Genomic DNA, 24,432 nt, shown 5'->3' on the forward strand with positions numbered 1-24,432 from the left:
GATATCGGCATGGCAGTCGCCCTGTACGCCGGTTCGCGGAGGTCGTCCTCCGCCGGAGCGGGGCGGCTGACCCGGCACTCCTTCTCCTTCGGCCCGCACTACGACCCCGCGAACCTCGGGTTCGGCCCGCTGGTGTGCCACAACGACGACCTGCTCGACCCGGGCGCCGGCTACGGCGAGCACCCGCACTCCGAGCTGGAGATCGTCACCTGGGTGCTCGAGGGGTCGCTGGTGCACACCGACTCGACGGGCGCCCGCCACGTGGTGGACGCGGGCCGGGCCCAGGTCCTCTCGGCGGGCGCCGGCATCCGGCACAGCGAGGTGGCCGACGCCGGGTCGGGACGCTGCCGCTTCGTGCAGGCGTGGCTGCGGCCCAGCGAGCCGGGCGGGCAGCCGTCGTACGTCGTGGGCGAGGCGCCGACGCCCGGCTCCGGCGGCCTGACCGAGGTGGTCGGCGGCGACGGCCTCCCCATCGGGGCGTCGGGCGCGCGACTGCTCGTGGCACGGCTCGCGGCCGGTCAGTCGGTGACGCTGCCCGAGGACCCGCGCCAGCACGTCTTCGCCGCGACGGGATCCGTCGACCTCGCCGGCACCTCGCTCGGCGACGGCGACGCGTTCCGGATCGAGGGCGAGCCCGGGCGGGTGGTCACCGCGAGCGCGGCGGCCGAGCTGCTGGTCTGGTCGTTCTCGGCCTGACCGGCCGCGGCCGCTGGTCGAGGAGGGCGACCTCCTCGACCAGCGGACCGCATGGACTACCTCCGCCGCTGGACGACCTTCAGGCGGAGCGTCCTGCTGGTGGCTGCGGCGTGCTGCTCGCCCGCGACCACCTGGAGCCGGATCTTGTGCTTGCCGGCCTTCAGCCGGGGCAGGGTGATCGTGCTCCGGCCGGTCACCGACCGGGTGCGGACCACCTCGGCGCCGACGTGGACCAGGACGGTCGAGGCGCCGACGCCGCCGACCGCGACCCGGACCTTCGCCTTGGTGCCGACCTTGATCCTCGACTTCACGAGCGCGGCGGTGATGCTCGGTGCCGCCCTGTCCACCTTGAGCGTCGCGGTCGCGGCGCTCGGCGCCACCGTCGGCGAGCCGGCGTACGACGCGGTGACGAGGTGGGTGCCCACCGGCGTGCCGGCCGGCAGGGTGACGGTTGCCGTGCCGCCGGCGAGGGTGCCGGTGACGCTCGTGCCGGCGACCTCGACGGAGACCGAGCCGGTGGCCGCGGGGTCGGCCGCGACGGTGACGGTGGCCGTGGTGGCGGTGCCGTACGCCGTCGCGGTGGAGGCGAGGCGCACCGAGGTGGTCGACGCCGCCGGACCGCTCCAGGCGAGGGCCGGGGCGAAGTCGGTGCGCACCGCGGCCTTCGCCTGCTGCTCGACGGCGTACGCGTAGCCGAGCACCGCGGCGTCGTCCCAGGCCCGGCCGACGATCTGCACGCTGTTGGACTGGCCCTCGTCGTTGGCGCCGACCGGCAGGATCGCGGTCGGCAGGCCGATGCCCTGGGTGATCACTCCCGAGGCGCGGTCGGAGCTCATGATCGCCGACGCGGCGTCGTTGTTGCCGACGCTCGAGAGGAAGCCCGGGTAGACCACCGCGTCGACCGACCGGCCGAACGCGGTGTCCATCCACGCGTCGGCGTTGACCTTGTACGCGTCGCGCCGGGCCAGCAGGTTGGCGACGCTGGTGTCGTCCATCGGGCTGTAGGTGTAGTTGCTGGAGACGTTGTAGGGCAGGTTGGCCTGGTTCTCCAGCAGCTGCTCGGCGGTCATCGGGAAGGTCGCCGGACGCTCCTCGGCGATGTAGCGCTCCCAGCCCTCCGAGCCGGCGCTGCCCGAGGTCGGGCCGACGGCCGGCGGGTTGGTGGGCGCCGTCGCGGCACCTGCGGGCAGCGCCACGAGGGTGCCGCCGGCGGCCTCGATGGCGGCCCGGGCGTCCGCGAGCGCGACCGCGCCGGCGTTGTCGTCGACGATCGCGGTCGAGGCGAAGGCGGTGGGCACGTAGCCGATGACCTTGCCCTGCAGCGCACCCGCCTCGAGCGAGGACTTCCACTCGACCGGCCGCAGGCTGTTGTCCACGCGGCTGGTGAGCAGGTCGTCGGGGTTGTTGCCGGTCGCCTGCGTCGAGGTGGCGTCCAGCAGCGACGCCACGTCGGTGACCGACTTGGCCATCGGGCCGGCGTAGTCGGTCGCCCACGTGAGCGGCATGACGCCGTTGGTGCTGGCGAGGCCGTCGGTGCCGCGGAAGGTCGTCAGACCGGCACCGGTCGACGGCGCGTAGAGCGAGACGCCGGTCTGGGTGCCCATCGCCGCGGCCGCGAGGTCGGCGGCGACCGCGGTGGCCGAGCCGCCGCTGGAGCCGAACGACGTCTTGGACGGGTAGAGGGCGTTCCAGACCTGCTTGAAGCCGCTCTCGCTGAAGGACCCGGAGTTGGCGAACTCCGAGAGCACGGTCTTGCCGATGATGACGGCGCCGGCCTCGCGCAGCCTCGCCACCTGCCAGGCGTCCTTCTTCGGCTCCCAGTCCTTGAGCGCGAGGGTGCCGCCGGAGGTCGGCATGTCCTTGGTGTCGTAGATGTCCTTGAGCGCGATCGGGATGCCGAGCAGGTCGCCGGTGCGACCGCCGCGGCGTGCCTCGTCCGCGGCGAGCGCCTGGGCGACGGCGTCCTTGGCGACGGTGATGAAGGAGTGGAACCCGAGGGCCCCGTCGTCGTACGCCTCGATCCGGTCGAGGTAGGCCTTGGTGACCTGCACGGAGGTGACCCGTCCCGCGACCATGTCGGCCTGGAGCTCGGCGATGGTCTTGCCGGTGACGTCGTAGGCCACGTCGGTGGTGTGCTCGACCTCGACGTCGGCGGCCGGCAGCTGCAGCGGCTCCGCGCCGGCGCAGGCCGCGGCGTACGCCGCGAGGTCGACGTTCTGCAGGGTGCAGATCTCGTCGATGGTGAGCGTCGAGAGGTCCGGGGTGGCCGCCAGCGCCGCCGTGTCGGCGGTGATCTGGGTGGTGTCGGCGAGGGCGCCCACGACGACGTACTGCATGAGGGACTCGGTGGCGCCGGGCTCGATGGTGAGCGTCCGGACGAAGCCCAGGTCGTTGGCGCGGCTGCCGGTCGGCACGTACGCCGTCTCGAACGGGTTCGACTGCTGGTCGCCCAGCTGCGTCACCCCGGTCCCGACGACGACGCCGGTCGGGCGGGTGTTGCCCGGGGTGGTCGCGGTGACCCAGGTGTCGGCTGGACCCACGACAGCGTCGCCGCTGCTCGAGGCGCTGATGGTGGCCTTGTTGGGACTGGTCGTGGACGTCAGGCCCGAGCCCAGCGAGCCACCGAAGGACACGTCGAGGGTGACCGGCTCGGTCGAGGTGTTGGTGAAGGTGTCGAAGAAGCTCGTGGTGCTGCGCGCCGTGGCCACCTGCACCTTCCGGGTCATCAGCACGTCCCCGAGGCGCACCGACCTCGTGGAGGCGTACGAGCCGGGCGTGGTGGCGGTCAGGCCGAAGCCGCGCATCATCTGGTCGTTCATCCGCGGCTCCTCGCCGGCGGGCGCGTCGACGTGGACGAAGATGTTGCCGAAGCCCTCCAGGCGCGACCCGCTCACGTTGCGGATCGAGCCGGTGTCCAGGCCGGGGCGGCGGGCGTCGTTGATGTTGACGGTCGCACCGTTGGCGGTGGCGACGCTGGTCAGCGCCTGGGAGGCGGGCGTGACGGCGAGGGTGCCGACGGCGACCGTCGTGATCGCCGGGAGGGCGACCAGGCGGGCGGCGCGGCGCCCGGGTGTGCAGAAGGACATGTGGGATCGAGCGCCTCTCGGGGACGGGGGATGAAGGCGCTGCCTGTCTATGAGCCGCACGTGACGGCCGTCGACGGCATCCGTTTCGCCCATGTAACGTTTCAACCCGCGTCGGCGTCATACCGATCCGCAGCTGTACGTGCCGGTCCGCATGACGCAGGCGGGTCCGCGTCGGAGGGCCGCGGGTGGCCGCCGGGGTCCGCCGGGGTCCCGCTGAGGATCGTGCGGGTGGGAGCAGCGGCTAGGGGACCAGCACCCCGGGGTTGAGGATCCCCTCCGGGTCGACCTCGGCCTTCACCGCACGCAGCAGCCGGACCCCCACCTCGCCGACCTCGGCGGCGAGCCACGGCAGGTGGTCGGTGCCGACCGCGTGGTGGTGGGTGATGGTGGCGCCGGCGGCGACGATCGCGTCGCTCGCTGCCGCCTTCGCGGCCCGCCACTGCGCGACGGGGTCCTCGCCCTGGCGGGCGGCGACGGTGAAGTAGAGCGAGCACCCGGTCTCGTAGACGTGCGAGACGTGGCAGAGCACGAGCGAACCCTCGCCGAGCGCGGCGGTCAAGGCCCGCTTCACCTCGGCGTACAGCCGCTCGCGGCCGGACCAGAAGGTGGCGGTCTCGAGGGTCTCTACGAGCACGCCGTGGTCGAGGAGCGCGTCCCTCAGGTACGGCGCCGCGAACCGGCCCTGCGCCCACCTCTCCCCCGGCTCCGGGCCGAGCGGCGCGCCGCCGAGGCCCTCCAGGGCGGCCGCGACCGCGGCCCGTCTCGTGCGCACCTGCTCGGGGGTGCCCTCGTAGCCGGCGACCATCAGGCAGCCGGGGTCCTCGGCGCCGCCGATCGAGGACGGGTCGGCGAGGTTGATCGCCGTCTCGGCCTCGTCGGAGAGGCGCAGGACCGTCGGCAGCAGTCCCGCCTGGGCCAGCACGCGCATCGCCTCGGACCCGGCGCCGAACGACGGCCAGCGCCACCCCTCGTACGCCGTCTCCTCCGGCGCGCGACGGACGCGCACCCGGACGGAGGTGATCACGCCGAAGGCGCCCTCCGAGCCCAGCAGCAGCTGGCGCAGGTCCGGGCCGGCGGCGCTGGTCGGCGCCGCGCCGAGGTCGAGCGAGCCGGTCGGCGTGGCCGCCGTGAGCCCGACGACCATCGCGTCGAACCGGCCGTAGCCGGCGCTGGACTGGCCGCTCGACCGGGTGGCGGCGAAGCCACCGATCGTCGCGTGCTCGAAGGACTGCGGGTGGTGGCCCAGCGTGAGGCCGTGCCGGCCGAGCAGCGCCTCGGCCTCGGGTCCGCGCAGGCCCGGCTCCAGCGTCGCGGTCATCGACACCTCGTCGACGGCGAGCAGGCGCCTCATCCGGGCCAGGTCGAGGCTGACCAGCCCCGCGAAGCCGTCGCGGCGCGCGGCCAGCCCGCCCGTCACGGAGGTCCCCCCACCGAAGGGCACGACCGCGACGCGGTGCTCGTGGGCCCACCGCAGGACCGCCTCGACCTCGCCGTGGCCGTCGGGCCGGACGACGGCGTCGGGCGCGTCGGACAGGTCGCCCGCGCGGGCGCGCAGCAGGTCGGGCGTCGACTTGCCCCGGGTGCGCCGGGCGCGCGTCGCGTCGTCGACCAGCACGTGCTCGCGGCCGACGAGAGCCCGCAGCTCCTCGAGCAGCTCCGCGCCGAGGGCGGGCGGCGGCGGCGTCGCCGGCGCGGGTGAGCCGAGCCGCTGCAGCCCGAACGCCAGGTCGACCAGCTCCAGCGCGGGGGCGGGCAGGCCGACGGCGGCGGCCGGGTCGCCCCAGCGCTGCGGGTGCATCTCGACGGCGAACGGCACGGTGCTCATGCGTTACAGTGTGACATATGTCGTCACTTCGTCACAGGGCCGACCCGCGGCTCGACGCGTACCTCGACTCCGCACGCGACTGCATCCTCGACCTCGGGTGGCGCCGCACGACGCTCACCGAGGTCGCCCGGCGCGCCGGGGTCTCCCGGATGACGATCTACCGCGCGTGGCCCGACATGGGCTCCCTCCTCGGCGACCTGATGACCCGCGAGTGGGTCGCCGTCGCGGCAGCGACGCGCGTCGCGGCGGACGACACGACGAGTCCGGCGGGCATCGCCGCCGCAGCGCTCAGCACCGTGCGAGCGCTGCGCGACAACGAGCTCTTCGTCCGCATCGTCGAGCTCGACCCCGACCTGATGCTTCCCTACCTGCTGCACCGCCGTGGCCGGTCGCAGGAGGCGCTGATCGAGATCCTCGCCTCCGAGATCGCGAGCGGGCAGGCCGCCGGCGCGATCCGGCCGGGCGACCCCGTGCTGCTGGCGCGGACCCTGACGCTCGCCGGGCACGGCTTCGTGTTCTCCGCGATGACGATGACCGACGACCGGATCGGTCTCACCGAGCTCGACGCGGAGTACGCCCGGCTCATCACCCGGACCCTGGAGCCCTGAATGCCGCCGGGCCGCGCGATCACCCCGGGGCTCGCCGGGATCCGGGACGAGGTGGACGTGGTGGTCGTCGGCCTCGGCATCACCGGCGCCGGCCTCGCGCTCGACGCGGCGGCCCGCGGGCTGACGGTGCTCGCGCTCGACGCCCACGACCTCGCGTTCGGGACCTCGCGGTGGTCGTCCAAGCTCGTGCACGGCGGCTTGCGCTACCTCGCCCGGGGACACCTCGCGATCGCCCACGAGAGCGCCGTCGAGCGCGGCATCCTGATGGACGTCACCGCTCCGCACCTCGTGCACCCGCTGCCGATGCTCACCCCGGTCGGCCACGACCTGACCCGGGCCCGCGCCGCGATGACGTGGGCCGGGCTCCACGCCGGCGACGTGCTCAGGCGCACGGCCCGCACGAGCGCGCGCACGCTCCCCCGGCCGCGCCTGCTCAACGCGACCGAGGCCCTGCGCCTCGCCCCGTCGCTGCGCGCGGACGCCCTCCGCGGCGGCCTGCTCGCGTGGGACGGGCAGCTCGAGGACGACGCCCGCCTCGTCGTGACGGTCGCCCGCACCGCGGCGTCCCTCGGGGCCGACCTGCGCACCCGCGCCCGCGTCACCGCGGCGACCGGCACCCGCGTCGCGGTGCGCGACGAGCTCACCGGGGTGGCGTACGACGTGCGCGCCAGGGCGGTCGTCAACGCGACCGGCGTGTGGGCCGGCGGCCTCGACGAGGAGGTGCGGCTGCGTCCGAGCCGCGGCACCCACCTGGTGCTGCGCGCGTCCACCCTCCCCCACACGCGCGTCGCCGTGATGGTGCCGATCCCCCGGACGAGCGCGCGCTTCGCGATGGTGCTGCCGCAGCCGGACGGCACGATCTACGTCGGCCTGACCGACGAGGCGGTGACCGGACCGGTGCCCGACGTCCCGGTGCCCAGCGAGGCCGAGGTCGACTTCCTGCTCGACGTGGTGGCGTCCGCCTTCGCCAGCCCGCCGACGCGTGCCGACGTCGTCGGGGCGTACGCCGGGCTGCGGCCGCTGCTGGAGGTGCCCGGCAGCAGGGCGACGTCGGACCTGTCGCGCCGCCACGCGGTCCTCACCTCCGACACCGGCCTCACCACGGTGGTCGGCGGCAAGCTCACGACCTACCGCCGCATGGCCCAGGACACGCTCGACGCGCTCGTGGCCGACGGACGCCTCGACGCCGGTCCGTGCCGCACCGCCTCGCTGCCGCTCCTCGGCGCAGCGCCCCCCGACGAGCTGCGGCGCCTCGACGCCGACGCCCGGCTCGTACGTCGCTTCGGCACCGACGCGGAGCTGGTGCTGTCCACGGCCCGCGGGGTGACCGGGCTCCCCGACGACGACCTCCTCGCGCCGGCCTCCGACGACGTGCCGGTGACCCTCGCCGAGCTGGTGTTCGCCGTCACCGACGAGGGCGCGCACGACGTCGGCGACCTGCTCGACCGGCGCACCCGGGTCGGGCTGGTCGCCGCCGACCGGGTCGTCGCGGAGCCGCTCGCCAGGCGGGCGCTGGAGCTGGTCCGCGCTGCGCCGCAGGGCGCCCGTGACCCGCGCCTGCACCGCACGTGACGCCGGCCACACCGGAATCCGTGGCGAGTTCGGAGGAATCCCGGACAGGACGGGAGCCGGGTGGGAAGGTTCTCTCCGGCGCGCCCCTTGCCGACCCCATGCGGCAAGGGGCGGCCAGTCCATCCCGGGCCCGGAGCGACGCCCCGGGGCTCACTCGACGGTGACCGACTTGGCGAGGTTGCGGGGCTTGTCGATGTCGTGACCGAGATGCAGCGCCGCGTGGTAGGCGAGCAGCTGCAGCGGGATCGTCAGCAGGATCGGGTCGAGCTCGGGCTCGTTGCGGGGAACGACGATCCGGCGGGCGCCGATCTCACCGAGGTCGACGTCCTCGTGGGTGACCACGACGAGGGGGCCCCTCCGCGCGGCGATCTCGTGCAGGGCCCCGACGTTGCGCTCGGTCAGCTCGTCCTGGGGCACTAGCGCGACCGTCGGCACCTCCGGGTCGATGAGGGCGAGCGGACCGTGCTTGAGCTCGGACGTCTGGTAGGCCTCGGCGTGGCGGTAGCTGATCTCCTTGAACTTCTGCGCGCCCTCCCGGGCCACCGGGAAGCCCCGCACGCGGCCGATGAAGAACAGGCTGCGCGCGTCGGCGAGCTCGTGGGCGACGTCCACGAGGTCGGCCTCGCCGGCGAGGACCTCCTCGATCTGGCCCGGCAGCCGCTCCAGGCCGGCGACGAGCCGCTTGCCGTCGGCGATCGAGAGGTCGCGCACCCGGCCGAGCTGCAGCGCCAGCAGCGCGAAGCCGAGGAACATGTTGGTCAGGGCCTTGGTGCTCGCGACGGCCACCTCGGGCCCGGCGTGCAGGTAGATCCCGCCGTCGCACTCGCGCGCGATCGCGGAGCCGACGACGTTGACGAGGCCGACGCAGCGCCCGCCCTTGCGGCGTACCTCCTGCACCGCGAGCAGGGTGTCGATCGTCTCCCCGGACTGGCTGACCGCGACGTAGAGGGTGTCCGGCTCGATCACCGGGTCGCGGTAGCGGAACTCGCTGGCGGCCTCGGCGTCGGCGGGGATGCGCGCCAGCTCCTCGACGAGGGCGGCGCCCATCTGGCCGACGTAGTAGGCCGAGCCGCAGCCGAGGATCTTGACCCGGCGCACCGCCCGCAGGTCGCGCGCGTCCATCTCCAGGCCGCCGAGGTGCGCGGTGCCGAACCGCTCGTCGAGCCGACCTCGGAGCACCGCCTGCGCCGTGGTGGGCTGCTCGAGGATCTCCTTGCGCATGTAGGACTCGTGCTCCCCCGCCTCGTACGCCGCGGCGTCGATGTCGACCTGCGCGGCGGTCTTGCCGGTCGAGGCGAGGTCGCTGTGCCGCATCGTGCTGAAGCCCGCGGCGGTCACGGTGGCCATCTCGCCGTCGTCGAGCACCGCGACCGTGGTCGTGTGGCGCACGATCGCGGCGAGGTCCGAGGCGACGTACATCTCCTTGTCGCCCACCCCCACGACCAGCGGGCTGCCGTTGCGGGCGACGACGATGCGGTCGGGGAAGTCGGCGTGCAGCACGGCGAGGCCGTACGTCCCGACGACGGCCCGGAGGGCGTCGCGCACCTTGCCCTCGAGCGTGTCGGCGTCGCTGCGAGCGACCAGGTGCGCGAGCACCTCGGTGTCGGTGTCGCTGGCGAGCTCGACCCCGGCGCGGGTGAGCTCGGCGCGCAGGGCGGCCGAGTTGTCGATGATGCCGTTGTGCACGACCGCGACGCGTCCCGACTCGTCGGTGTGCGGGTGGGCGTTGACGTCGGTCGCGGGGCCGTGCGTGGCCCACCGGGTGTGGCCGACCGCCGTCGTGCCGGCGAGACGCCTGGGCAGCGCGGCGGTCAGGTCGCGCACCCGGCCGGCCTGCTTGGCGACCCGGATCCCGCGGCCGCCGAGCACGGCGACCCCCGCCGAGTCGTACCCGCGGTGCTCGAGGCGGGTGAGACCCTCGAGGACGACGGGAGCCGCGTCCTGGCGCCCGATGTAGCCGACGATTCCGCACATGGTTCCTGCTTCCTATCCGTAGACGATCCGGCGCAGCTGCCGCTCGGAGAGCTCCGGCGGCGCGACGACGCGGCTGCCGAGCTCCTCGGCGATGGCGGCGAAGATCTCGGGGTTCTTGGCGCCGTACGCCTTGAGGTGGGCGTGACGCATCCGGACGTAGTCCTCCACCGGCTGGGCGTGGAAGGCGATGACGTCCTCGATCACCCGGACCGCCTCTCCCGGCGTCAGCGACGTGGTGGCGACGACGTGGGAGACAAGAGCGGGGTCGGGCACTCCCCGAGCATGAGCCGATGCCCGTCGTCGTGCAACTTCCTGCCCGAATTCGGGCAAGAACAGGCTTGGTGGCGCCAGGTGCTCGACCGAGCCGCACCCCTGCTGCGCACGAGGTGGAGCACCGCGTGCCGCCAGCCGCAACTCCTGCCGGCCGAGTGGGGGATGCTCGCGATGTCGCGCGATCACGATGGTGCGTGGGTGGGGCTGTGGTACCTTGGGTGAACAGAAGGTGAACGGGAGGTGTCACATGAGCAAGCAGTCGATGACCGGAGCCCCGGCCTGCACCTGGGTGGCCGTGACGGATGCGTCGGGTCGCACCCGCATGGAGGCACGCTGGTCGACAGCCACCGCGGTCGCCGCGCAGGCCGCCTGACCTCGGTCCCGGAGACGAGCCACGCCCCACGGGGGCGTGGCTCGCCGGCATTTCGGCCCAGCGGCGACGCCCGGCCCGGGCGCGGCGGGAAAAATCCTCGGGTCGGGGAATGAAACTGGACCGCGGTCCGTTCCAGTGGTTGAATCTTCTACCAACACCCCGACCCAGGAGCTCTCATGACCACCGGTTTCGACGCCCCCACCACCGCCATCGACAACACCACCGGCGACTACACCATCGACGTCACGCACAGCCGCCTCGGCTTCGTCGCGCGCCACGCCATGGTGACCAAGGTCCGCGGCCAGTTCACCTCGTTCAGCGGCACCGCCCACGTCGACGAGGCCAACCCCAGCGCCTCCAAGGTCGAGCTCTCCATCGACGTCGCCTCGATCGAGACCGGCACCGCCGACCGCGACGGCCACCTCAAGTCCGGCGACTTCTTCGACGCCGAGACCTACCCCAACATCACCTTCTCCTCGACCGACGTGCAGCGCGACGGCACCACGTGGACGATCACCGGCGACCTCACCATCAAGGACGTCACCAAGCCCGTCACGATCGAGTTCGAGCAGACCGGCTCGGCCCGCGACCCCTTCGGGAACCTCCGCGTCGGCTTCGAGGGCGAGACCACCATCAACCGCAAGGAGTGGGGCCTCACCTGGAACGCCGCGCTCGAGACCGGCGGCGTCCTCGTCTCGGACAAGATCAAGCTCGAGTTCGACGTCTCGGCGATCCAGAACGCCTGACGCCACGGGCCTCCCGGCCCTGGAGTCCTCGAGGAGCCCCGCCTGCGACCCCCCGGTCGCGGCGGGGCTCCTCCGCGTTCGGACGTGGACGCGGTGCGTGGACCGACGTGCGGTCGCCGCGGGGGCACCGCTGCCGGGACGCCGGCTCAGTCGCGGGGGCGCTTGCCCTGGTAGCCGCCGCCCTTGCGGTGACCGGTCGGACGGCTGCGCGGCGGGCCGTCGTCGGCCTTGATCTCGATCAGCTTGCCGGAGATCCGGGTGCCGGCGAGCCGGTCGAGCGTGCCCGGGGGCAGGTCGGCGGGCAGCTCGACGAGGGAGAAGTCGGGCTTGATCGAGATGTAGCCGAAGTCCCCGCGCGACAGGCCGCCCTCGTTGGCGAGCGCCCCGACGATCTGGCGCGGCTCGACCTTGTGCCGCTTGCCGACCGCGAGGCGGTACGTCGCCATGGGCACGCCGCTGCGCGACTCGCGCGGGCCTCGGGAGGCCGACCGGTCGGCCTTGCCGCCGTGGCTGGCGCGCTCCTCGAACGTGCGTCCCCGCGGCTCGGGCTCGGGCTCGAGCAGCAGGGGCTGCTCCCCGTGCATCACGGCGGCGAGGGCGGCGGCCACGTCGACCTCGGCGACGCCGTACTCGCTGACGTAGTGCGAGACCACGTCGCGGAAGAACTCGATCCGCTCGGGCTCGGCCAGCGCCTGGGTGATCTGGTCGTCGAAGCGGGACAGGCGCGTGGCGTTGACGTCGTCCACGGTCGGCAGCTGCATCTGGGTCAGCGGCTGGCGCGTGGCCTTCTCGATCGCCCGCAGCAGGTGGCGCTCACGGGGGGTGACGAAGGCGATCGAGTCGCCGGTGCGCCCGGCGCGGCCCGTGCGGCCGATGCGGTGGACGTAGGACTCGGTGTCGGTCGGGATGTCGTAGTTGACCACGTGGCTGATGCGGTCGACGTCGAGCCCACGCGCGGCGACGTCGGTGGCCACGAGGATGTCGAGCTTGCCGGCCTTGAGCTGGTTCACCGTGCGCTCGCGCTGCACCTGGGCGACGTCGCCGTTGATCGCCATCGCCGAGAAGCCGCGGGCCCGGAGCTTCTCGGCCAGCGTCTCGGTCTCGTTCTTGGTGCGGACGAAGACGATCATCGCCTCGAAGTTCTCGACCTCGAGGATGCGGGTGAGCGCGTCGACCTTCTGCGGGTAGGACACGATCAGGTAGCGCTGGGTGATGTTGGCCGCGGTCGAGGTCTTGCCCTTGACGGAGATCTCCACCGGCTCGGTCAGGTAGTTCTCCGCGATGCGGCGGATGGCCTTGGGCATGGTCGCGGAGAACAGCGCCACGTCCTTGTCGGCCGGGGTGTCGGCGAGGATGGTCTCGACGTCCTCGGCGAAGCCCATGTTGAGCATCTCGTCGGCCTCGTCGAGGACGAGGAAGCGCAGCTCGCTCAGGTCGAGGGTGCCCTTGTCGAGGTGGTCCATGACGCGGCCGGGGGTGCCGACCACGACGTGCACGCCGCGGCGCAGCGCGGAGAGCTGGACGCCGTAGCCCTGGCCGCCGTAGATCGGCAGCACGCGCACGCCCGGGAGGTGGGCGGCGTAGCGCTCGAAGGCCTCCGACACCTGCAGCGCCAGCTCGCGGGTGGGCGCGAGGACGAGGGCCTGCGGGGTCTTCTGCTCCCGGTCGAGCCGCGAGAGGATCGGCAGCGCGAACGCGGCGGTCTTGCCGGTGCCGGTCTGCGCGAGACCGACGACGTCGCGGCCCTCCAGCAGCGGCGGGATGGTGCGCGCCTGGATCGGGGAGGGCGACTCGTAGCCGACGTCCGCCAGCGCCTTCAGCACCTCGGCGGAGAGTCCGAGGTCGGAGAAGGTCTGCTCGGGTGCTGCGGGCTGGTCGTCACTCACGCTCCAACGGTAGGGCCTCACGGGGGAACCACGCATTCCCCGGACGGCCGCTGCAGCCCCCATAAGCGCGCGACAGCGCAGCACGTGAGGCAGCACACTCCTCCCATGCCCCACCAGCCCTCCCGCCGGGCGCGCCCGCCCCTCCCCGCCGGCCTCGCCACCCGACCGCTCCGGACGTCTGATGCACGCGACGTGCACCTCCTCATCGCCGCGCAGGAGCAGGAGGACATCGGCGAGGTGGTCATCGAGGAGGCCGACATCGTCGGCGACTGGGCCAAGCCGAGCCACGACCTCGGCGCCCGCTCGGTCGGCGTCTGGGACGGCGAGACCCTCGTGGCGTACGCCGAGCTGATGGGCGTCGACCGCGCTGACACCGCGGTGCTGCCCAGCCACCGCGGTCGCGGGATCGGCACCTGGCTGGCGTACTGGCTCCAGGACCTCGGGCGCAGCCTCGGCTCCCCGGTCCTCGGCATGCCCGTCCCGCAGGGCTCGCCGGGCGACCGGCTCCTGGAGTCCCTCGGCTACCGCGTGCGGTGGACGAGCTGGGTGCTCCGGCTGCCCGAGGGCGCGGCGATCCCGGACCGGGAGCTGCCCGAGGGCTACGCCGTCCGCACAGCACGGCCCGAGGAGCTGCGGGCCGCCCACGACGTGCTCGAGGACGCCTTCCTCGAGTGGTCGGTGCGCGAGCGGGAGCCCTTCGAGGACTTCGAGGCCGCCACGCTGGGCCGGCCCGGCTTCGAGCCGTGGAACCTGCGCGTGGCGCTCGACCCCGAGGCACGGGTCGTCGGCGTCTCCCTGGTGCTGGTGGCCGATGACGGCCGGACCGGGTACGTCGACCGGCTCGCGGTCCGACGCGACCAGCGCAACCGCGGGCTCGCGCAGGCGCTGCTCGTCGACTCCTTCGCCGCGGCCCGCGCCCACGGCACCACCACCTCCGAGCTGAGCACGGACTCCCGCACCGGAGCCCTGAGCCTCTACGAGAAGGTCGGCATGGTGGCGGAGAGCGTCTGGGTCAACCGTGCCGTCGACTTGGTTTCCGCGGAAACCGCACCCTGACGCGTTCACGACAAAGGTTTCCGTCGATTCGCGCGGTCTAGACAGGAGTTCAGCCATGAGAACGCCTCTAGGCCTGGACCGTCTGTGGCATTAGCATCAAGCGACGCCGCTCGGGCGGCGACACGGCGGGGGCGTGGGGCCCTTGTCTCGTTTTTTCTGTGGGGGTTGTCGTGCAGGAACTTCATGCTCTGGTCGTCGAGGACGATCCGGACATCTCGTCAGCGCTGGTGGAGACCCTCGAGGGGGCGGGTTTCCGGGTGACGTCGGCACGGGACGGACGGGAGGCGGTCGGCGTCGCAGCCGCCGATCCGCCCGACCTGGTCACGCTCGACCTGACACTCCCGCACATGGACGGCATCGAGGTGTGCCGCCGCATCCGCGAGACGAGCGACTGCTACATCGTGATCGTCTCCGCCCGCTCCGACGAGGTCGACAAGCTGATCGGCCTGGAGGTAGGCGCCGACGACTTCGTGCTCAAGCCCTTCTCGCCGCGCGAGCTCCGGGCCCGGGTCGCAGCGCTGTTCCGGCGGCCCCGCTCCGGGGCGCCGGCGGACGAGCCGGCGCGCCCGGCACCGCACGTGCCCAGCCCGTCGCAGCCGGCGGACGAGCCGGCCACGATCTCCGCGGGGGCGGGGCTCGTGATCAACCCGGCTCGCCGTGAGGTGCAGATCGACGGCACGATCGTCGAGCTCACCCGCATCGAGTACGACGTCCTGGAGTACCTCGCCAGGCACCTCTCGCGCGTCTGCACCCGCGAGGAGATGGTGCTGGCGATCTGGAGCAGCGCGCTCACCCACGACCACCACCTCGTGGACGTGCACGTGGCCAACCTGCGCGGCAAGCTGCGGCGCCACTCGGACGCGACCTGGATCCACACGATCCGCGGCATCGGCTACCGGATGGACCGCGAGGACGGCGGCCAGCAGGACCGGCGCGCGGGCGGCGGGCCCTACCTCGTCGCCCGGATCGACTCCGAGGACTGGGCACGCGGCCTCGACTTCTGAGGACGACGCCTCCGAACGGCGGAACCGGGCGCCGAGCAGGGGGAGGCCGCCTACGATCGCGGGGCCGGCCTCGTGCACGGCGGCCGGGATTCCGCGTTTCGGCCCCGGCGGGACCGGGTAGGTGGTTGACTCCTCAACCGGGAGCACAGGTGATGATGGACGAACGTAGCGCCGTGGTCGTCGAGGACGACCCTGATCTCGGCGACGCCATCTCCCAGGTGCTGCAGCAGGCCGGGTTCCACACGGTCGTGGCGTCCACGGGCGCCGACGCCCTCGCACTGGTGCACGGCACTGCTCCCGACCTCGTCACGCTCGACCTCACGCTCCCTGACATCGACGGCGTCGAGGTCTGCCGCCAGATCCGCACCGTGAGCGACTGCTACGTGATCGTGATCAGCGGTCGCTCCGCGGAGGTCGACCGGCTCATCGGGCTCGAGGTGGGGGCGGACGACTACCTGGTCAAGCCGTTCTCGATGCGCGAGCTGCAGGCCCGCGTGGCGGCGCTCTTCCGTCGCCCACGAGGCACCGACCCGGCCGTGGCCGTGGCCGCCGCCGCCCCTCCGGCGAGGCGGGCTGAGCCGCCGGCGTGGACCCCCCCGCCCGGTTGCGACGACCTCGTCCTCGACGAGAGCGCTCGCGAGGTGCTCGTGAAGGGTGCGGAGGTCGACCTGACCCGCACGGAGTTCGACCTGCTCGCGCACCTGGTCAACCGACCGGGTGTCGTCATCGCGCGCGACGACCTGATGCGCGCGGTGTGGGCGAGCGACTACGTCCCCGACAGCACACACGTCGTCGACGTGCACCTGGCCAACGTGCGTCGCAAGCTGCGCCACGCGGCCGCCGGCAACCAGTGGATCCGCACGATCCGCGGCGTGGGCTTCCGCTACGACCCCTGCTGCACCTGAGCGCGGCCGGCAGGGCCCGGTGAGCCCGGTCGCCGGAAAACGGTTCACGGCCGCCGAACCGCAGTACGTTGAACACATGGTCATCCGGGTCGCGCTCGTGAACGACGACGAGGTCGTCGTGCGCGGCCTCGACGCGATGCTCCGCAGCTACGGCCACCGGGTCGAGGTGGTCGAGCTGGCCGCGTCCAAGCCGGTCGCCCACCCGGTCGACGTGGCGCTCTACGACACCTTCGGCATGGGTCAGGGCAACGGTTCGGCGGTGCGCGAGCTGGTCCAGAACCCTCAGGTGCGCACCGTCGCGGTGTACACGTGGAACTTCCAGCCGTGGCTGACCCGGGAGACCCTCGACCTGGGGGTGCGCGGCTATCTCGCGAAGAGCCTGCCCGCGGCGCGGCTCGTCGACGCGCTCGCCGCGATCTCCGCCGGCCAGCTGGTGGTCTCACCGTCGCGCGGACGCTCCTCCCTGGTCGGCGGCGACTGGCCCGGGCGCGAGGAGGGCCTCACCGCCCGCGAGGCGGAGGTGCTGTCGCTGATCACGATGGGACTGAGCAACCAGGAGATCGCCGAGCGCACGCTGCTCTCGCTCAACTCGATCAAGTCCTACATCCGCTCCGCGTACCGCAAGATCGACGTGGACTCGCGCTCCAAGGCGGTGCTGTGGGGCGTCGAGCACGGCATGCGGGCCGACCGGGTCCGGATCACCGGCTCGCCCGCCCGGGAGGCGTGACCGTCGGAGCCGGGGAGCCGGCGACCGCGGCGGTCGCGGCCCGTACCCTGCTCCGGTGACCCAGCCGGAACCCGTCGTCCTCGACAGCCCCGCCGGCGTCGACCCCGAGAAGCTGGCGGTCGCGCTCGACGTGCTGCGCCAGGTGTCCGCGCTGCCGCCGGACCACGACGACGTACGCACGGTGAAGCGCGCCGCGTCCTGGATGTACAAGCAGCTCAAGAAGCAGCGTCGCGCCGAGATCCGCCTCGAGCGGCAGCGCCACGACCAGCGGATCATCGAGCGCACCGCGACCGGCTCCCCGATGCGCATCGACGACGAGACCGCGGGCATCCCGCTGGTGCCAGGCACCACCGGCGCCTTCGCCGGAGAGCTGATCACCGCCCGCGGCTGCTACATCTGCAAGCAGGACTTCACGCTGGTCGACGCGTTCTACCACTGGCTGTGCCCCACGTGCGCGGCGATGAGCCACGCGAAGCGCGACCAGCGCACCGACCTCACCGGCCGGCGCGCGCTGCTCACCGGTGGGCGGGCGAAGATCGGGATGTACATCGCCCTGCGCCTGCTCCGCGACGGCGCGCACACCACCATCACCACCCGGTTCCCCAGGGACGCGGTGCGGCGCTTCTCCGCGCTGCCCGACTCGCACGAGTGGATCGACCGGCTCAAGGTCGTCGGCATCGACCTCCGCGACCCCACGCAGGTGCTGTCGCTGGCCGACGACGTCGCGGCCGCCGGACCGCTGGACATCCTCGTCAACAACGCCTGCCAGACCGTGCGTCGCACGCCCGGCGCCTACGCGCCGCTCGTCGACGGCGAGTCCCGTCCGCTGCCCGTAGGGGTCGCGCTGCCCGAGCTGGTCACCTTCGACCACGTCTCCGAGGCCCACCCCGCCGCCATCGCCGGGGCCCTGCGCGACACCGCCGTCGCGCACCACGAGGGCGAGTCGCGCGAGCACGCACGTGCCGCCCACAACGCCGCGACGCTCACCGCGCTGGCGCTGAAGGCCGGCCACGCCTCCCTCGACGCCCACCTCGCCGGCACCGCCGTCGACGCCGGCGGCCTGCTGCCGGACGTGCAGGTCAGCAACTCGTGGACCCAGACGGTCGGCGAGGTCGACCCGCTGGAGCTGCTCGAGGTGCAGCTGTGCAACTCGATCGCACCGTTCCTGCTGGTGTCCCGGCTGCGCCCGGCCCTGGCCGCAGCCGCGTCGGCGGCCGCGTCGGGGCGGTCGTACGTCGTCAACGTCTCGGCGATGGAAGGGCAGTTCAGCCGCCGCTACAAGGGCGCCGGGCACCCCCACACCAACATGGCGAAGGCCGCGCTCAACATGCTCACCCGGACCAGCTCGGGGGAGATGTTCGAGACCGACCGCATCCTCATGACGGCGGTCGACATCGGCTGGATCACCGATGAGCGCCCGCACCACGAGAAGCTCCGGATCGCCGCCGAGGGCTGGCACGCGCCGCTCGACCTCGTCGACGGGGCGGCCCGCGTCTACGACCCGATCGTGCTCGGCGAGGCGGGCACCGACCTGTTCGGCTGCTTCGTCAAGGACTACCAGCCCTCGCCGTGGTGAGCGCCGGCGCGGCGCCGCGGCATGGCCCGGCCACGGCTGGGTAACGACAGGCGGTGAGCCTCAGTCGCAGGTCCGTGCTGGTCGGCGGCGCGACGGTGTCGATGACCGCCACGCTCGGTGCCTGCGGCCGGGAGCCGGGGGTGGACGAGAGGAGCCCCGCGATGGACGCGTCGACCGCCGAGGTGCGGCGGGGCCGCCTGGCGTTCCGGCCGCCGGAGCAGCCCCGAGCCGCCACAGGACGAACGGGGACGTTCGCGATGTCGGGGGGCGGCGGGGCGCCGCCCGCGGAGCTCCACGTGCCTGCGCTCGACGGCCGGGAGCCGCTGCGCCTCGTGGTGATGCTCCACGGCGCCGGCGGTGTCGCGCGCAGTGCCCTCGACCGACTCCGTGGCGCGGCGGACGCGCACCGGCTGCTCGTGCTCGCCCCGAAGTCGACCTCCACCACGTGGGACGTCATCGGAGGCGGCTACGGTCCCGACGTCCGCAACCTGGACCGGCTGCTGGCCGAGGTCGCGGCCGCCTACCCGCTCCGCGGCTTCACCATCGGCGGGTTCTCGGACGGCGCGAGCTACGCCCTGTCGCTGGGGATCGGCAACGGTGACGTCTTCGACTCCGTCATCGCGTTCTCACCCGGGTTCCAGGCCGCCGGGACGATGAACGGTCGACCGGAGTTCTTCGTCTCGCACGGCACCGCGGACCGGGTGCTGCCCATCGATCGCTGCAGCCGCCGCATCGTCCCGGCGCTCGAGGAGGCCGGCTACGACGTGACGTACCACGAGTTCGACGGCGGCCACGTGGTGCCGGAGCCGGTCCGGGACGAGGCGGTCGCCTGGCTCGACGCGCGCTGACCGGCGGGCGGTTCGGCCTCCCCGCTCAGCCCGCCGGAGCGCCGGCGATGTTGACCATCCAGCTGATGCCGAACCGGTCCACGAACATCCCGAACTCGTCGCCCCAGGGCGCCGGCTCGAGCGGTTGACGCACGTCGCCGCCCTCGGAGAGGCCCGCGAACCACGCGCGCATCTCGTCGGCGTCCTCGGGGCCGCCCGACAGGCTGACCGAGACGTTGTCGCCGTAGGTCACCTGCACCATCTCCGCGGGCGCGTCGGCGCACATCAGCGTGAAGCCCGACGGCGTCTCCAGCTGCCCGTGCATGACCTGGTCGGCCAACGGGCCCCCGGTGCCCATGTCGCCGAAGGTCATCACGTCGAGCTCGCCGCCCAGCACGGACCGGTAGAACTCGATCGCCTCCCGAGCCCTGCCGTCGGGGAAGTTCAGGTAGGGGTTCAGCCTGGTGGTCACGGGACGCTCCTCGCACGCTCGGACGACGAGCACCACGCTAGCCAGCGGCGGCGCACGGCGGAAGGCTCAGCGGCCCATGTTCAGCAGCACCGTCAGCAGCACCGAGAGCACCACCGACACCAGGATCATCATCAGGCAGCCGATGCCGCCGCCCAGCGGGCGGATGCGCGCGGGGCTCATCGCTCCCCCACGTTCCCGCCGGCGCCCTCGCCCGTCGACCAGGAGTCGCCGGGCAGGTCCTCGCGGTTCTCGTGGCCGGTGCGCTGCGTGTAGTGCTCGGCGTGCAGGCCCCGCGACGTCTCGTCCCAGGTCCCCTCGTCGTAGTCCGGGGCGTCCTTGACCTGGTCCTTGCTGACGTTGACGATGATGCGGCGTCCCTCGTGGTCCATGCCCACCACGGTGCCGGCGGGGATCACCCGCTTCTTGCCGAAGATCCAGAAGCCCGTGTCGACGACGAGCCACGCGCCGTCGGTGTCGGCGGTCGCCTGGTCGACCGTGCCGAGCGAGCCGTCCTCGCCCTCGACGTCGTAGCCCACCAGGTCGCGGTCCTCGGCCCACTCGCTGTCGCGGTAGCTCCAGACGATGTCGCTCATGGTCTCCTCCAGGTTCGGCGGTGCGGTCCCTCCGACGCAACCATGCCGCCGCACCCGCCACCACCCGCGTCGGGGTGGGTGTCGCGGGGGACGTGAGCCGGGCCTGCGTCAGTCGGAGCCGGAGTGGCCGCGCAGCAGGTCGCCGAACGGCGTCACCTCGGCCTCGACCTGCGCGCCGGACGTACGCCGGGGGCGGGCCGCGAGGTCGGGGCCGAAGCCGCCGACGCCGTAGCCGTCGCGGCCCACCACCAGCGCGGCGAGCTCGGAGGCCGCGCGGGCGATCCGCTCGGACAGGCCGTGGCTGCCGAAGTCCTCGGTGGCGGCGAAGACGCCGGTCGGCACCACGACCGCGCGGAGGTAGGCGAACAGCGGCCGCATCGCGTGGTCGAGGACCAGCGAGTGGCGGGCCGTCCCGGCGGTGGCCGCGACCAGCACCGGCGTACCGGTCAGCGAGTCCTTGTCGAGGGCGTCGAAGAACATCTTGAACAGCCCGCTGTAGCTGCTGTTGAAGACGGGGGTCACGGCGATCAGGCCGTCGGCGGCGGCCACCTGCTCGCGCAGCTCGGTGAGCCGGGGGGTGGGGATGCCGCCGGTCACCATGAACTGCGCGAGCTCACCGGCGACCTCGCGCAGCTCCACGAACTGCACCTCCAGGGCCTCACCCCGTGCCGTCACCTGCGCCGAGGCGGCCTCGGCCAGCTGGTCGGCGAGCAGCCGGGTCGACGACGGGACGGTCAGTCCCGCCGTGACGACGACGACGCGCCGGCTCATGCGGTGGCCTCGGCGGCCTGCTCGGCCTGCAGCTTCTCCACGTGCGCGCGGGCGGGCTCGACGAGGTGGTGCGGGGCGTCCGCGCCGGCGGCGACGAGGGAGGCGTGGGTGGGCGGGTCGCTCGGCACGTGCGCCGGGCGGCGTCGCTCGAACTCGGCGCGCAGCACGGGGACGACCTCGGTGCCGAGCATCTCGACCTGCTCCAGCACCAGCGACTCGGGCAGGCCGGCGTGGTCGGCGAGGAACAGCTGCCGCTGGTAGTCGCCGACGTAGTCGGCGAAGCCGAGGGTGCGCTCGATGACCTGCTCGGGGGTGCCGACGGTCAGCGGCGTCATCTTCGTGTAGTCCTCCAGCGAGGGGCCGTGGCCGTAGACCGGGGCGTTGTCGAAGTAGGGACGGTAGACGCGCTTGGCCTCCGCCTCGCTCGAGGCCATGAAGACCTGCCCGCCGAGACCGACGACGGCCTGGTCGGCCGCGCCGTGGCCGTAGAACTCGAAGCGGCGCCGGTAGAGCCGCACCATCTGCTCGGTGTGCTCCTTGTTCCAGAAGATGTGGTTGTGGAAGAACCCGTCCCCGTAGTAGGCCGCCTGCTCGGCGATCTCCGTGCTGCGGATCGACCCGTGCCACACGAAGGGCGGCGTGCCGTCGAGCGGCGCCGGGGTCGAGGTGTACCCCTGCAGCGGCGTGCGGAACTGCCCCTGCCAGTTGACGACGGGCTCACGCCACAGCTTGCGCAGCAGGTGGTAGTTCTCGACCGCGAGCTTGATGCCGTCGCGGATGTCCTTGCCGAACCAGGGATAGACCGGGCCGGTGTTGCCGCGGCCCATCATGAGGTCGACACGCCCGCCCGACAGGTGCTGCAGGAAGGCGTAGTCCTCGGCGATCTTCACCGGGTCGTTGGTGGTGATCAACGTCGTGCTGGTGGAGAGCAGCAGCTTCTCGGTCTTGGCCGCGATGTAGCCGAGGTGCGTGGTCGGGGACGACACGACGAAGGGCGGGTTGTGGTGCTCACCGGTGGCGAAGACGTCCAGCCCGACCTCCTCGGCCTTGAGCGCGACCTTCGTCATCAGGTCGATGCGCTCGGCCTCCGACGCGGTGCGCCCCGTGGTCGGGTCCGTGGTGACGTCGCCGACGCTGAACATGCCGAACTGCATGATGTCCTCCGGTGGTGGTTGAAGATTGTACGACCTTCAACGGGCCTGGCGTGCCCAGTATTCCGCGCGTTCGGCTGCACGGCGGTCGGCGCCCACCTACGCTCGCGTCCCATGCGCTCCTCCCTGGCCTCGATCGCCGCCCTCGCGACCCTGGCGGCCCTCGCCCCCATGGGCCCAGCGGCGCATGCCGCAGCGCCGGGCGACTGGCGTACCGCCGCCTGTGCGGACGACAACCACGACGACCTCGCCCTCGGCGCCTACACGGTGACGCAGGCGAAGAGCCACCGCGTGCGGCAGATCCGCTCGCTCACCCTCACCGCCGAGCGACTCGTCTTCGCGAGCGGGACCCGGTGCGACCTGCTCAGCGTCGACGGCCGGGTGCGAGGTGGCCACGAGCTCACCGGCCACGGCTCGGACATGGCCTTGATGGGCGAGCTGGTCGTGGGCGGCGTGAGCCAGGGCGAGATGGAGGGCCACAGCTCGCAGACCGGCGCTGGTGGCACCGAGCCGATCCGTCACGCTCGGCACCGGGTGCTGGACGCGATGGTCTTCCGCGACGTGGAGAGCGGCACCGTGCCCGACTCCGCGGCCGTCCCGGAGGCCTGGCGCAACCAGCCCTACACCTTCACCCACACGAGGACGACCTTCACCGCGACGGTCACCGGCCGGGTGGCCCGGAGGAAGACCTTCACCGTCACGCCGGCCACGACGGCCGCCGCGGATCGCCGGCTCGCCGCAGCGCTCGCGGTCGCCGACTCCACCGCCGAGCGCAGGGCCGCGCGCAAGGTGCACCGGCTGGCACTGCGTGGGGTCCGGGTCGTCATGAGGAAGTTCCGCCACGACTGGAGCGACGAGCTGCCGCGTTGACGCCCACCCTCGCGGCGCCGCGCCCGAGGAATGCCTCCCGCGTCCCGGGCGTTGAGCGGGGCACCATCGATGTCATCGATGTGACCGACCCGCCACCGGGCCGTGCGAGAGGAGCGACGATGACCGACTTCACCCCCTTCGAGGACCTGCTGCGCGGGCACGCGGGCCTGCTCGAGGACACCACCCACGACCGCTGGGTCCGCGCGCAGACGCTCTTCGAGGAGCGCGCCTACCGCGAGGCCGCCGTGCTGCTGACGGAGCTGCTCGACGACCACGGTGAGGTCGTGCACGAGCTCACCGACGTACGCCTGCTGCTGGCGCGCTCGCTGTTCCACTCCGCCCAGCTCGAGGGCACCATCCGGGTCGCGACCGAGCTGCTCGAGCACGACCCCAACGAGCCCTACGCCCACCTGCTCCTGGGCCGGGCGATGCAGCGCCAGGGCCGCAAGGACGAGGCCCAGCCGCACCTGCGCCTGGCCGAGCTGCTGGGCGGCTACCGCAGCTGAGCGCGCCCGCGACGGCGCGTCCGGGAGCTGACGTACGACGCCTCCCGGACCTCCGCGCGAAGGCTGGGTGAACACTCGCCGCAGGGCGCCTCGCGGGCGCGACAGCGTCCTGCGAGCGGCCCATGCTGGGGACGTGACCAGCTACGGCGACCACACTGGACCGCTGGCCATCGCCCACCGCGGTGGCATGGCGCTCGCCCCCGAGAACACCCTGGCAGCCTTCGGGCGCGCCACCGCCCTCGGCCTCACCCACCTCGAGACCGACGTGCACACCACCCGCGACGGGCACGTGGTCTGCTTCCACGACGCGACGCTCAGGCGCGTCACCGGCCACCGCGGCCGGGTCGCCGACCTCGACCTCGCCGACCTCCGCCGGCTGCGGGTGCACGGGACCGACCAGGTGCCCACGCTGGTCGAGGCGATGGCGACCTTCCCGCACGCGCGCTTCGCGATCGACCTCAAGAGCGAGGCCTCGATCGGGGCGATGGCGCGGCTCCTGCGTGCGCACCCGGGGTGGGCGGAGCGCGTCTGCGTGGCCGGCGCGTGGAGCCGGTGGCTGCGCCGCCTCCAGGACGACGCGCCGGGCGTCACGACGGCGCTCGGCTGGCGGTCGTTGACGACGCTCATCGCCTGCTCGCGCGGCGGCGTACGACCGCCGGGGATCGGGCCGGCGGGCGGCGCCTTCGCGCACGTGCCGATGCGGCTGGGCCGGCTGCCGATCCACTCGGATCGGGTCATCGCGCGAGCCCACGAGCTCGGCATCCGCGTCGTCGTCTGGACCGTCGACGACCCGGCGACGATGCGCGGACTCCTCGACATGGGCGTCGACGGGATCATCACCGACCGGCCGGACGTGCTCCGCGAGGTGCTGATCGCGCGCGGCGAGTGGTCCCGGCCCGCGCCCGTGCGCCCCGCGGCCCCCGCGCCGCGGTAGC

Annotated in this window: 23 protein-coding genes; 14 read left to right on the plus strand and 9 right to left on the minus strand. The window is 73.1% G+C overall.

The genetic code is table 11. The features are described from left to right. Nucleotides 1-9: 9 nt before the first annotated feature. Complete coding sequence (locus J3P32_RS07835; RefSeq protein WP_210439252.1) at nt 10-696, plus strand: pirin family protein; 687 nt, start codon at nt 10-12, stop codon at nt 694-696. Between the two features lie 56 nt (nt 697-752). On the opposite strand, the gene J3P32_RS07840 is transcribed toward J3P32_RS07835, so the two are convergent. Together J3P32_RS07840 and J3P32_RS07845 are read right to left on the minus strand one after the other, a co-directional pair. Further along, complete coding sequence (locus tag J3P32_RS07840) at nt 753-3,782, minus strand: amidase family protein (protein ID WP_210439253.1); 3,030 nt, start codon at nt 3,780-3,782, stop codon at nt 753-755. 241 nt (nt 3,783-4,023) lie between these two features. Beyond that, complete coding sequence (locus tag J3P32_RS07845) at nt 4,024-5,607, minus strand: FAD-binding oxidoreductase (protein ID WP_246849972.1); 1,584 nt, start codon at nt 5,605-5,607, stop codon at nt 4,024-4,026. A 17-nt stretch (nt 5,608-5,624) separates the two neighbouring features. On the opposite strand from J3P32_RS07845, the gene J3P32_RS07850 reads away from it, so the two are divergent. Both J3P32_RS07850 and J3P32_RS07855 read left to right on the plus strand, forming a co-directional pair. Further along, entirely contained in the window at nt 5,625-6,215 is a 591-nt protein-coding gene (locus J3P32_RS07850; protein WP_210439254.1) for a TetR/AcrR family transcriptional regulator, read from the plus strand. Continuing rightward, nucleotides 6,216-7,787 (plus strand): glycerol-3-phosphate dehydrogenase/oxidase, encoded by a 1,572-nt coding sequence (locus J3P32_RS07855; protein WP_210439255.1) that lies wholly within the window; start codon nt 6,216-6,218, stop codon nt 7,785-7,787. It abuts the gene before it with no gap. A 150-nt stretch (nt 7,788-7,937) separates the two neighbouring features. On the opposite strand, the gene glmS is transcribed toward J3P32_RS07855, so the two are convergent. Both glmS and J3P32_RS07865 read right to left on the minus strand, forming a co-directional pair. Then, entirely contained in the window at nt 7,938-9,761 is a 1,824-nt protein-coding gene (gene glmS, locus J3P32_RS07860; RefSeq protein ID WP_210439256.1) for a glutamine--fructose-6-phosphate transaminase (isomerizing), read from the minus strand. Between the two features lie 12 nt (nt 9,762-9,773). Beyond that, nucleotides 9,774-10,034: a hypothetical protein gene (locus J3P32_RS07865; protein WP_210439257.1), complete on the minus strand. Its 261-nt coding sequence runs from the start codon at nt 10,032-10,034 to the stop codon at nt 9,774-9,776. Between the two features lie 247 nt (nt 10,035-10,281). On the opposite strand from J3P32_RS07865, the gene J3P32_RS18165 reads away from it, so the two are divergent. Further along, on the plus strand, nt 10,282-10,407 hold the full coding sequence (locus tag J3P32_RS18165; protein ID WP_282593973.1) for a hypothetical protein: 126 nt from the start codon (nt 10,282-10,284) through the stop codon (nt 10,405-10,407). Between the two features lie 176 nt (nt 10,408-10,583). Continuing rightward, a complete protein-coding gene (locus J3P32_RS07870) occupies nt 10,584-11,153 on the plus strand; it encodes a YceI family protein (RefSeq protein WP_210439258.1) in 570 nt (189 codons plus the stop codon). A 146-nt stretch (nt 11,154-11,299) separates the two neighbouring features. Here J3P32_RS07870 and J3P32_RS07875 read toward each other — a convergent pair whose 3' ends face one another. Beyond that, entirely contained in the window at nt 11,300-13,039 is a 1,740-nt protein-coding gene (locus J3P32_RS07875; protein WP_307861621.1) for a DEAD/DEAH box helicase, read from the minus strand. Nucleotides 13,040-13,144: 105 nt separating this feature from the next. Between J3P32_RS07875 and J3P32_RS07880 the strand changes: the two genes are divergently transcribed. The 6 genes from J3P32_RS07880 (at nt 13,145) to J3P32_RS07905 (ending at nt 19,155) form a co-directional block, all read left to right on the plus strand. Further along, nucleotides 13,145-14,095, plus strand: coding sequence for a GNAT family N-acetyltransferase (locus tag J3P32_RS07880; protein WP_210439260.1), 951 nt, complete (start codon nt 13,145-13,147; stop codon nt 14,093-14,095). 170 nt (nt 14,096-14,265) lie between these two features. Further along, nucleotides 14,266-15,099, plus strand: coding sequence for a response regulator transcription factor (locus J3P32_RS07885; protein WP_210439261.1), 834 nt, complete (start codon nt 14,266-14,268; stop codon nt 15,097-15,099). Nucleotides 15,100-15,254: 155 nt separating this feature from the next. Beyond that, nucleotides 15,255-16,004, plus strand: a complete 750-nt coding sequence (locus tag J3P32_RS07890; RefSeq protein ID WP_246849974.1) for a response regulator transcription factor — start codon at nt 15,255-15,257, stop codon at nt 16,002-16,004. Nucleotides 16,005-16,080: 76 nt separating this feature from the next. Then, entirely contained in the window at nt 16,081-16,731 is a 651-nt protein-coding gene (locus J3P32_RS07895) for a response regulator transcription factor (RefSeq protein WP_210439263.1), read from the plus strand. Nucleotides 16,732-16,786: 55 nt separating this feature from the next. Next, nucleotides 16,787-18,307: an SDR family NAD(P)-dependent oxidoreductase gene (locus J3P32_RS07900; RefSeq protein WP_210439264.1), complete on the plus strand. Its 1,521-nt coding sequence runs from the start codon at nt 16,787-16,789 to the stop codon at nt 18,305-18,307. Between the two features lie 53 nt (nt 18,308-18,360). Next, nucleotides 18,361-19,155, plus strand: a complete 795-nt coding sequence (locus tag J3P32_RS07905) for an alpha/beta hydrolase (protein ID WP_210439265.1) — start codon at nt 18,361-18,363, stop codon at nt 19,153-19,155. Nucleotides 19,156-19,180: 25 nt separating this feature from the next. Here J3P32_RS07905 and J3P32_RS07910 read toward each other — a convergent pair whose 3' ends face one another. The 4 genes from J3P32_RS07910 to J3P32_RS07925 all read right to left on the minus strand — a co-directional run bounded on the left by J3P32_RS07910 (nt 19,181) and on the right by J3P32_RS07925 (nt 22,124). Next, nucleotides 19,181-19,606, minus strand: a complete 426-nt coding sequence (locus J3P32_RS07910) for a VOC family protein (RefSeq protein ID WP_210439266.1) — start codon at nt 19,604-19,606, stop codon at nt 19,181-19,183. A gap of 176 nt (nt 19,607-19,782) precedes the next feature. Continuing rightward, complete coding sequence (locus tag J3P32_RS07915) at nt 19,783-20,199, minus strand: PRC-barrel domain-containing protein (RefSeq protein WP_210439267.1); 417 nt, start codon at nt 20,197-20,199, stop codon at nt 19,783-19,785. A gap of 108 nt (nt 20,200-20,307) precedes the next feature. Continuing rightward, nucleotides 20,308-20,970 carry an FMN reductase gene (locus J3P32_RS07920; protein ID WP_210439268.1) on the minus strand — a complete coding sequence of 221 codons (663 nt, stop codon included), beginning with the start codon at nt 20,968-20,970 and terminating at the stop codon, nt 20,308-20,310. Further along, a complete protein-coding gene (locus tag J3P32_RS07925) occupies nt 20,967-22,124 on the minus strand; it encodes an LLM class flavin-dependent oxidoreductase (protein WP_210439269.1) in 1,158 nt (385 codons plus the stop codon). The genes J3P32_RS07920 and J3P32_RS07925 overlap by 4 nt, the downstream gene beginning before the upstream one ends. 111 nt (nt 22,125-22,235) lie before the next feature. On the opposite strand from J3P32_RS07925, the gene J3P32_RS07930 reads away from it, so the two are divergent. The 3 genes from J3P32_RS07930 to J3P32_RS07940 all read left to right on the plus strand — a co-directional run bounded on the left by J3P32_RS07930 (nt 22,236) and on the right by J3P32_RS07940 (nt 24,431). Next, nucleotides 22,236-22,991: a hypothetical protein gene (locus J3P32_RS07930; protein WP_210439270.1), complete on the plus strand. Its 756-nt coding sequence runs from the start codon at nt 22,236-22,238 to the stop codon at nt 22,989-22,991. Nucleotides 22,992-23,110: 119 nt separating this feature from the next. Next, nucleotides 23,111-23,497, plus strand: coding sequence for a tetratricopeptide repeat protein (locus J3P32_RS07935; RefSeq protein ID WP_210439271.1), 387 nt, complete (start codon nt 23,111-23,113; stop codon nt 23,495-23,497). Between the two features lie 133 nt (nt 23,498-23,630). Beyond that, nucleotides 23,631-24,431, plus strand: coding sequence for a glycerophosphodiester phosphodiesterase family protein (locus tag J3P32_RS07940; RefSeq protein ID WP_307807795.1), 801 nt, complete (start codon nt 23,631-23,633; stop codon nt 24,429-24,431). The last annotated feature ends 1 nt before the right edge of the window (nt 24,432 follow it).

The organism is Nocardioides xinjiangensis (genome assembly GCF_017916385.1).
Classification (GTDB): domain Bacteria; phylum Actinomycetota; class Actinomycetes; order Propionibacteriales; family Nocardioidaceae; genus Nocardioides; species Nocardioides xinjiangensis.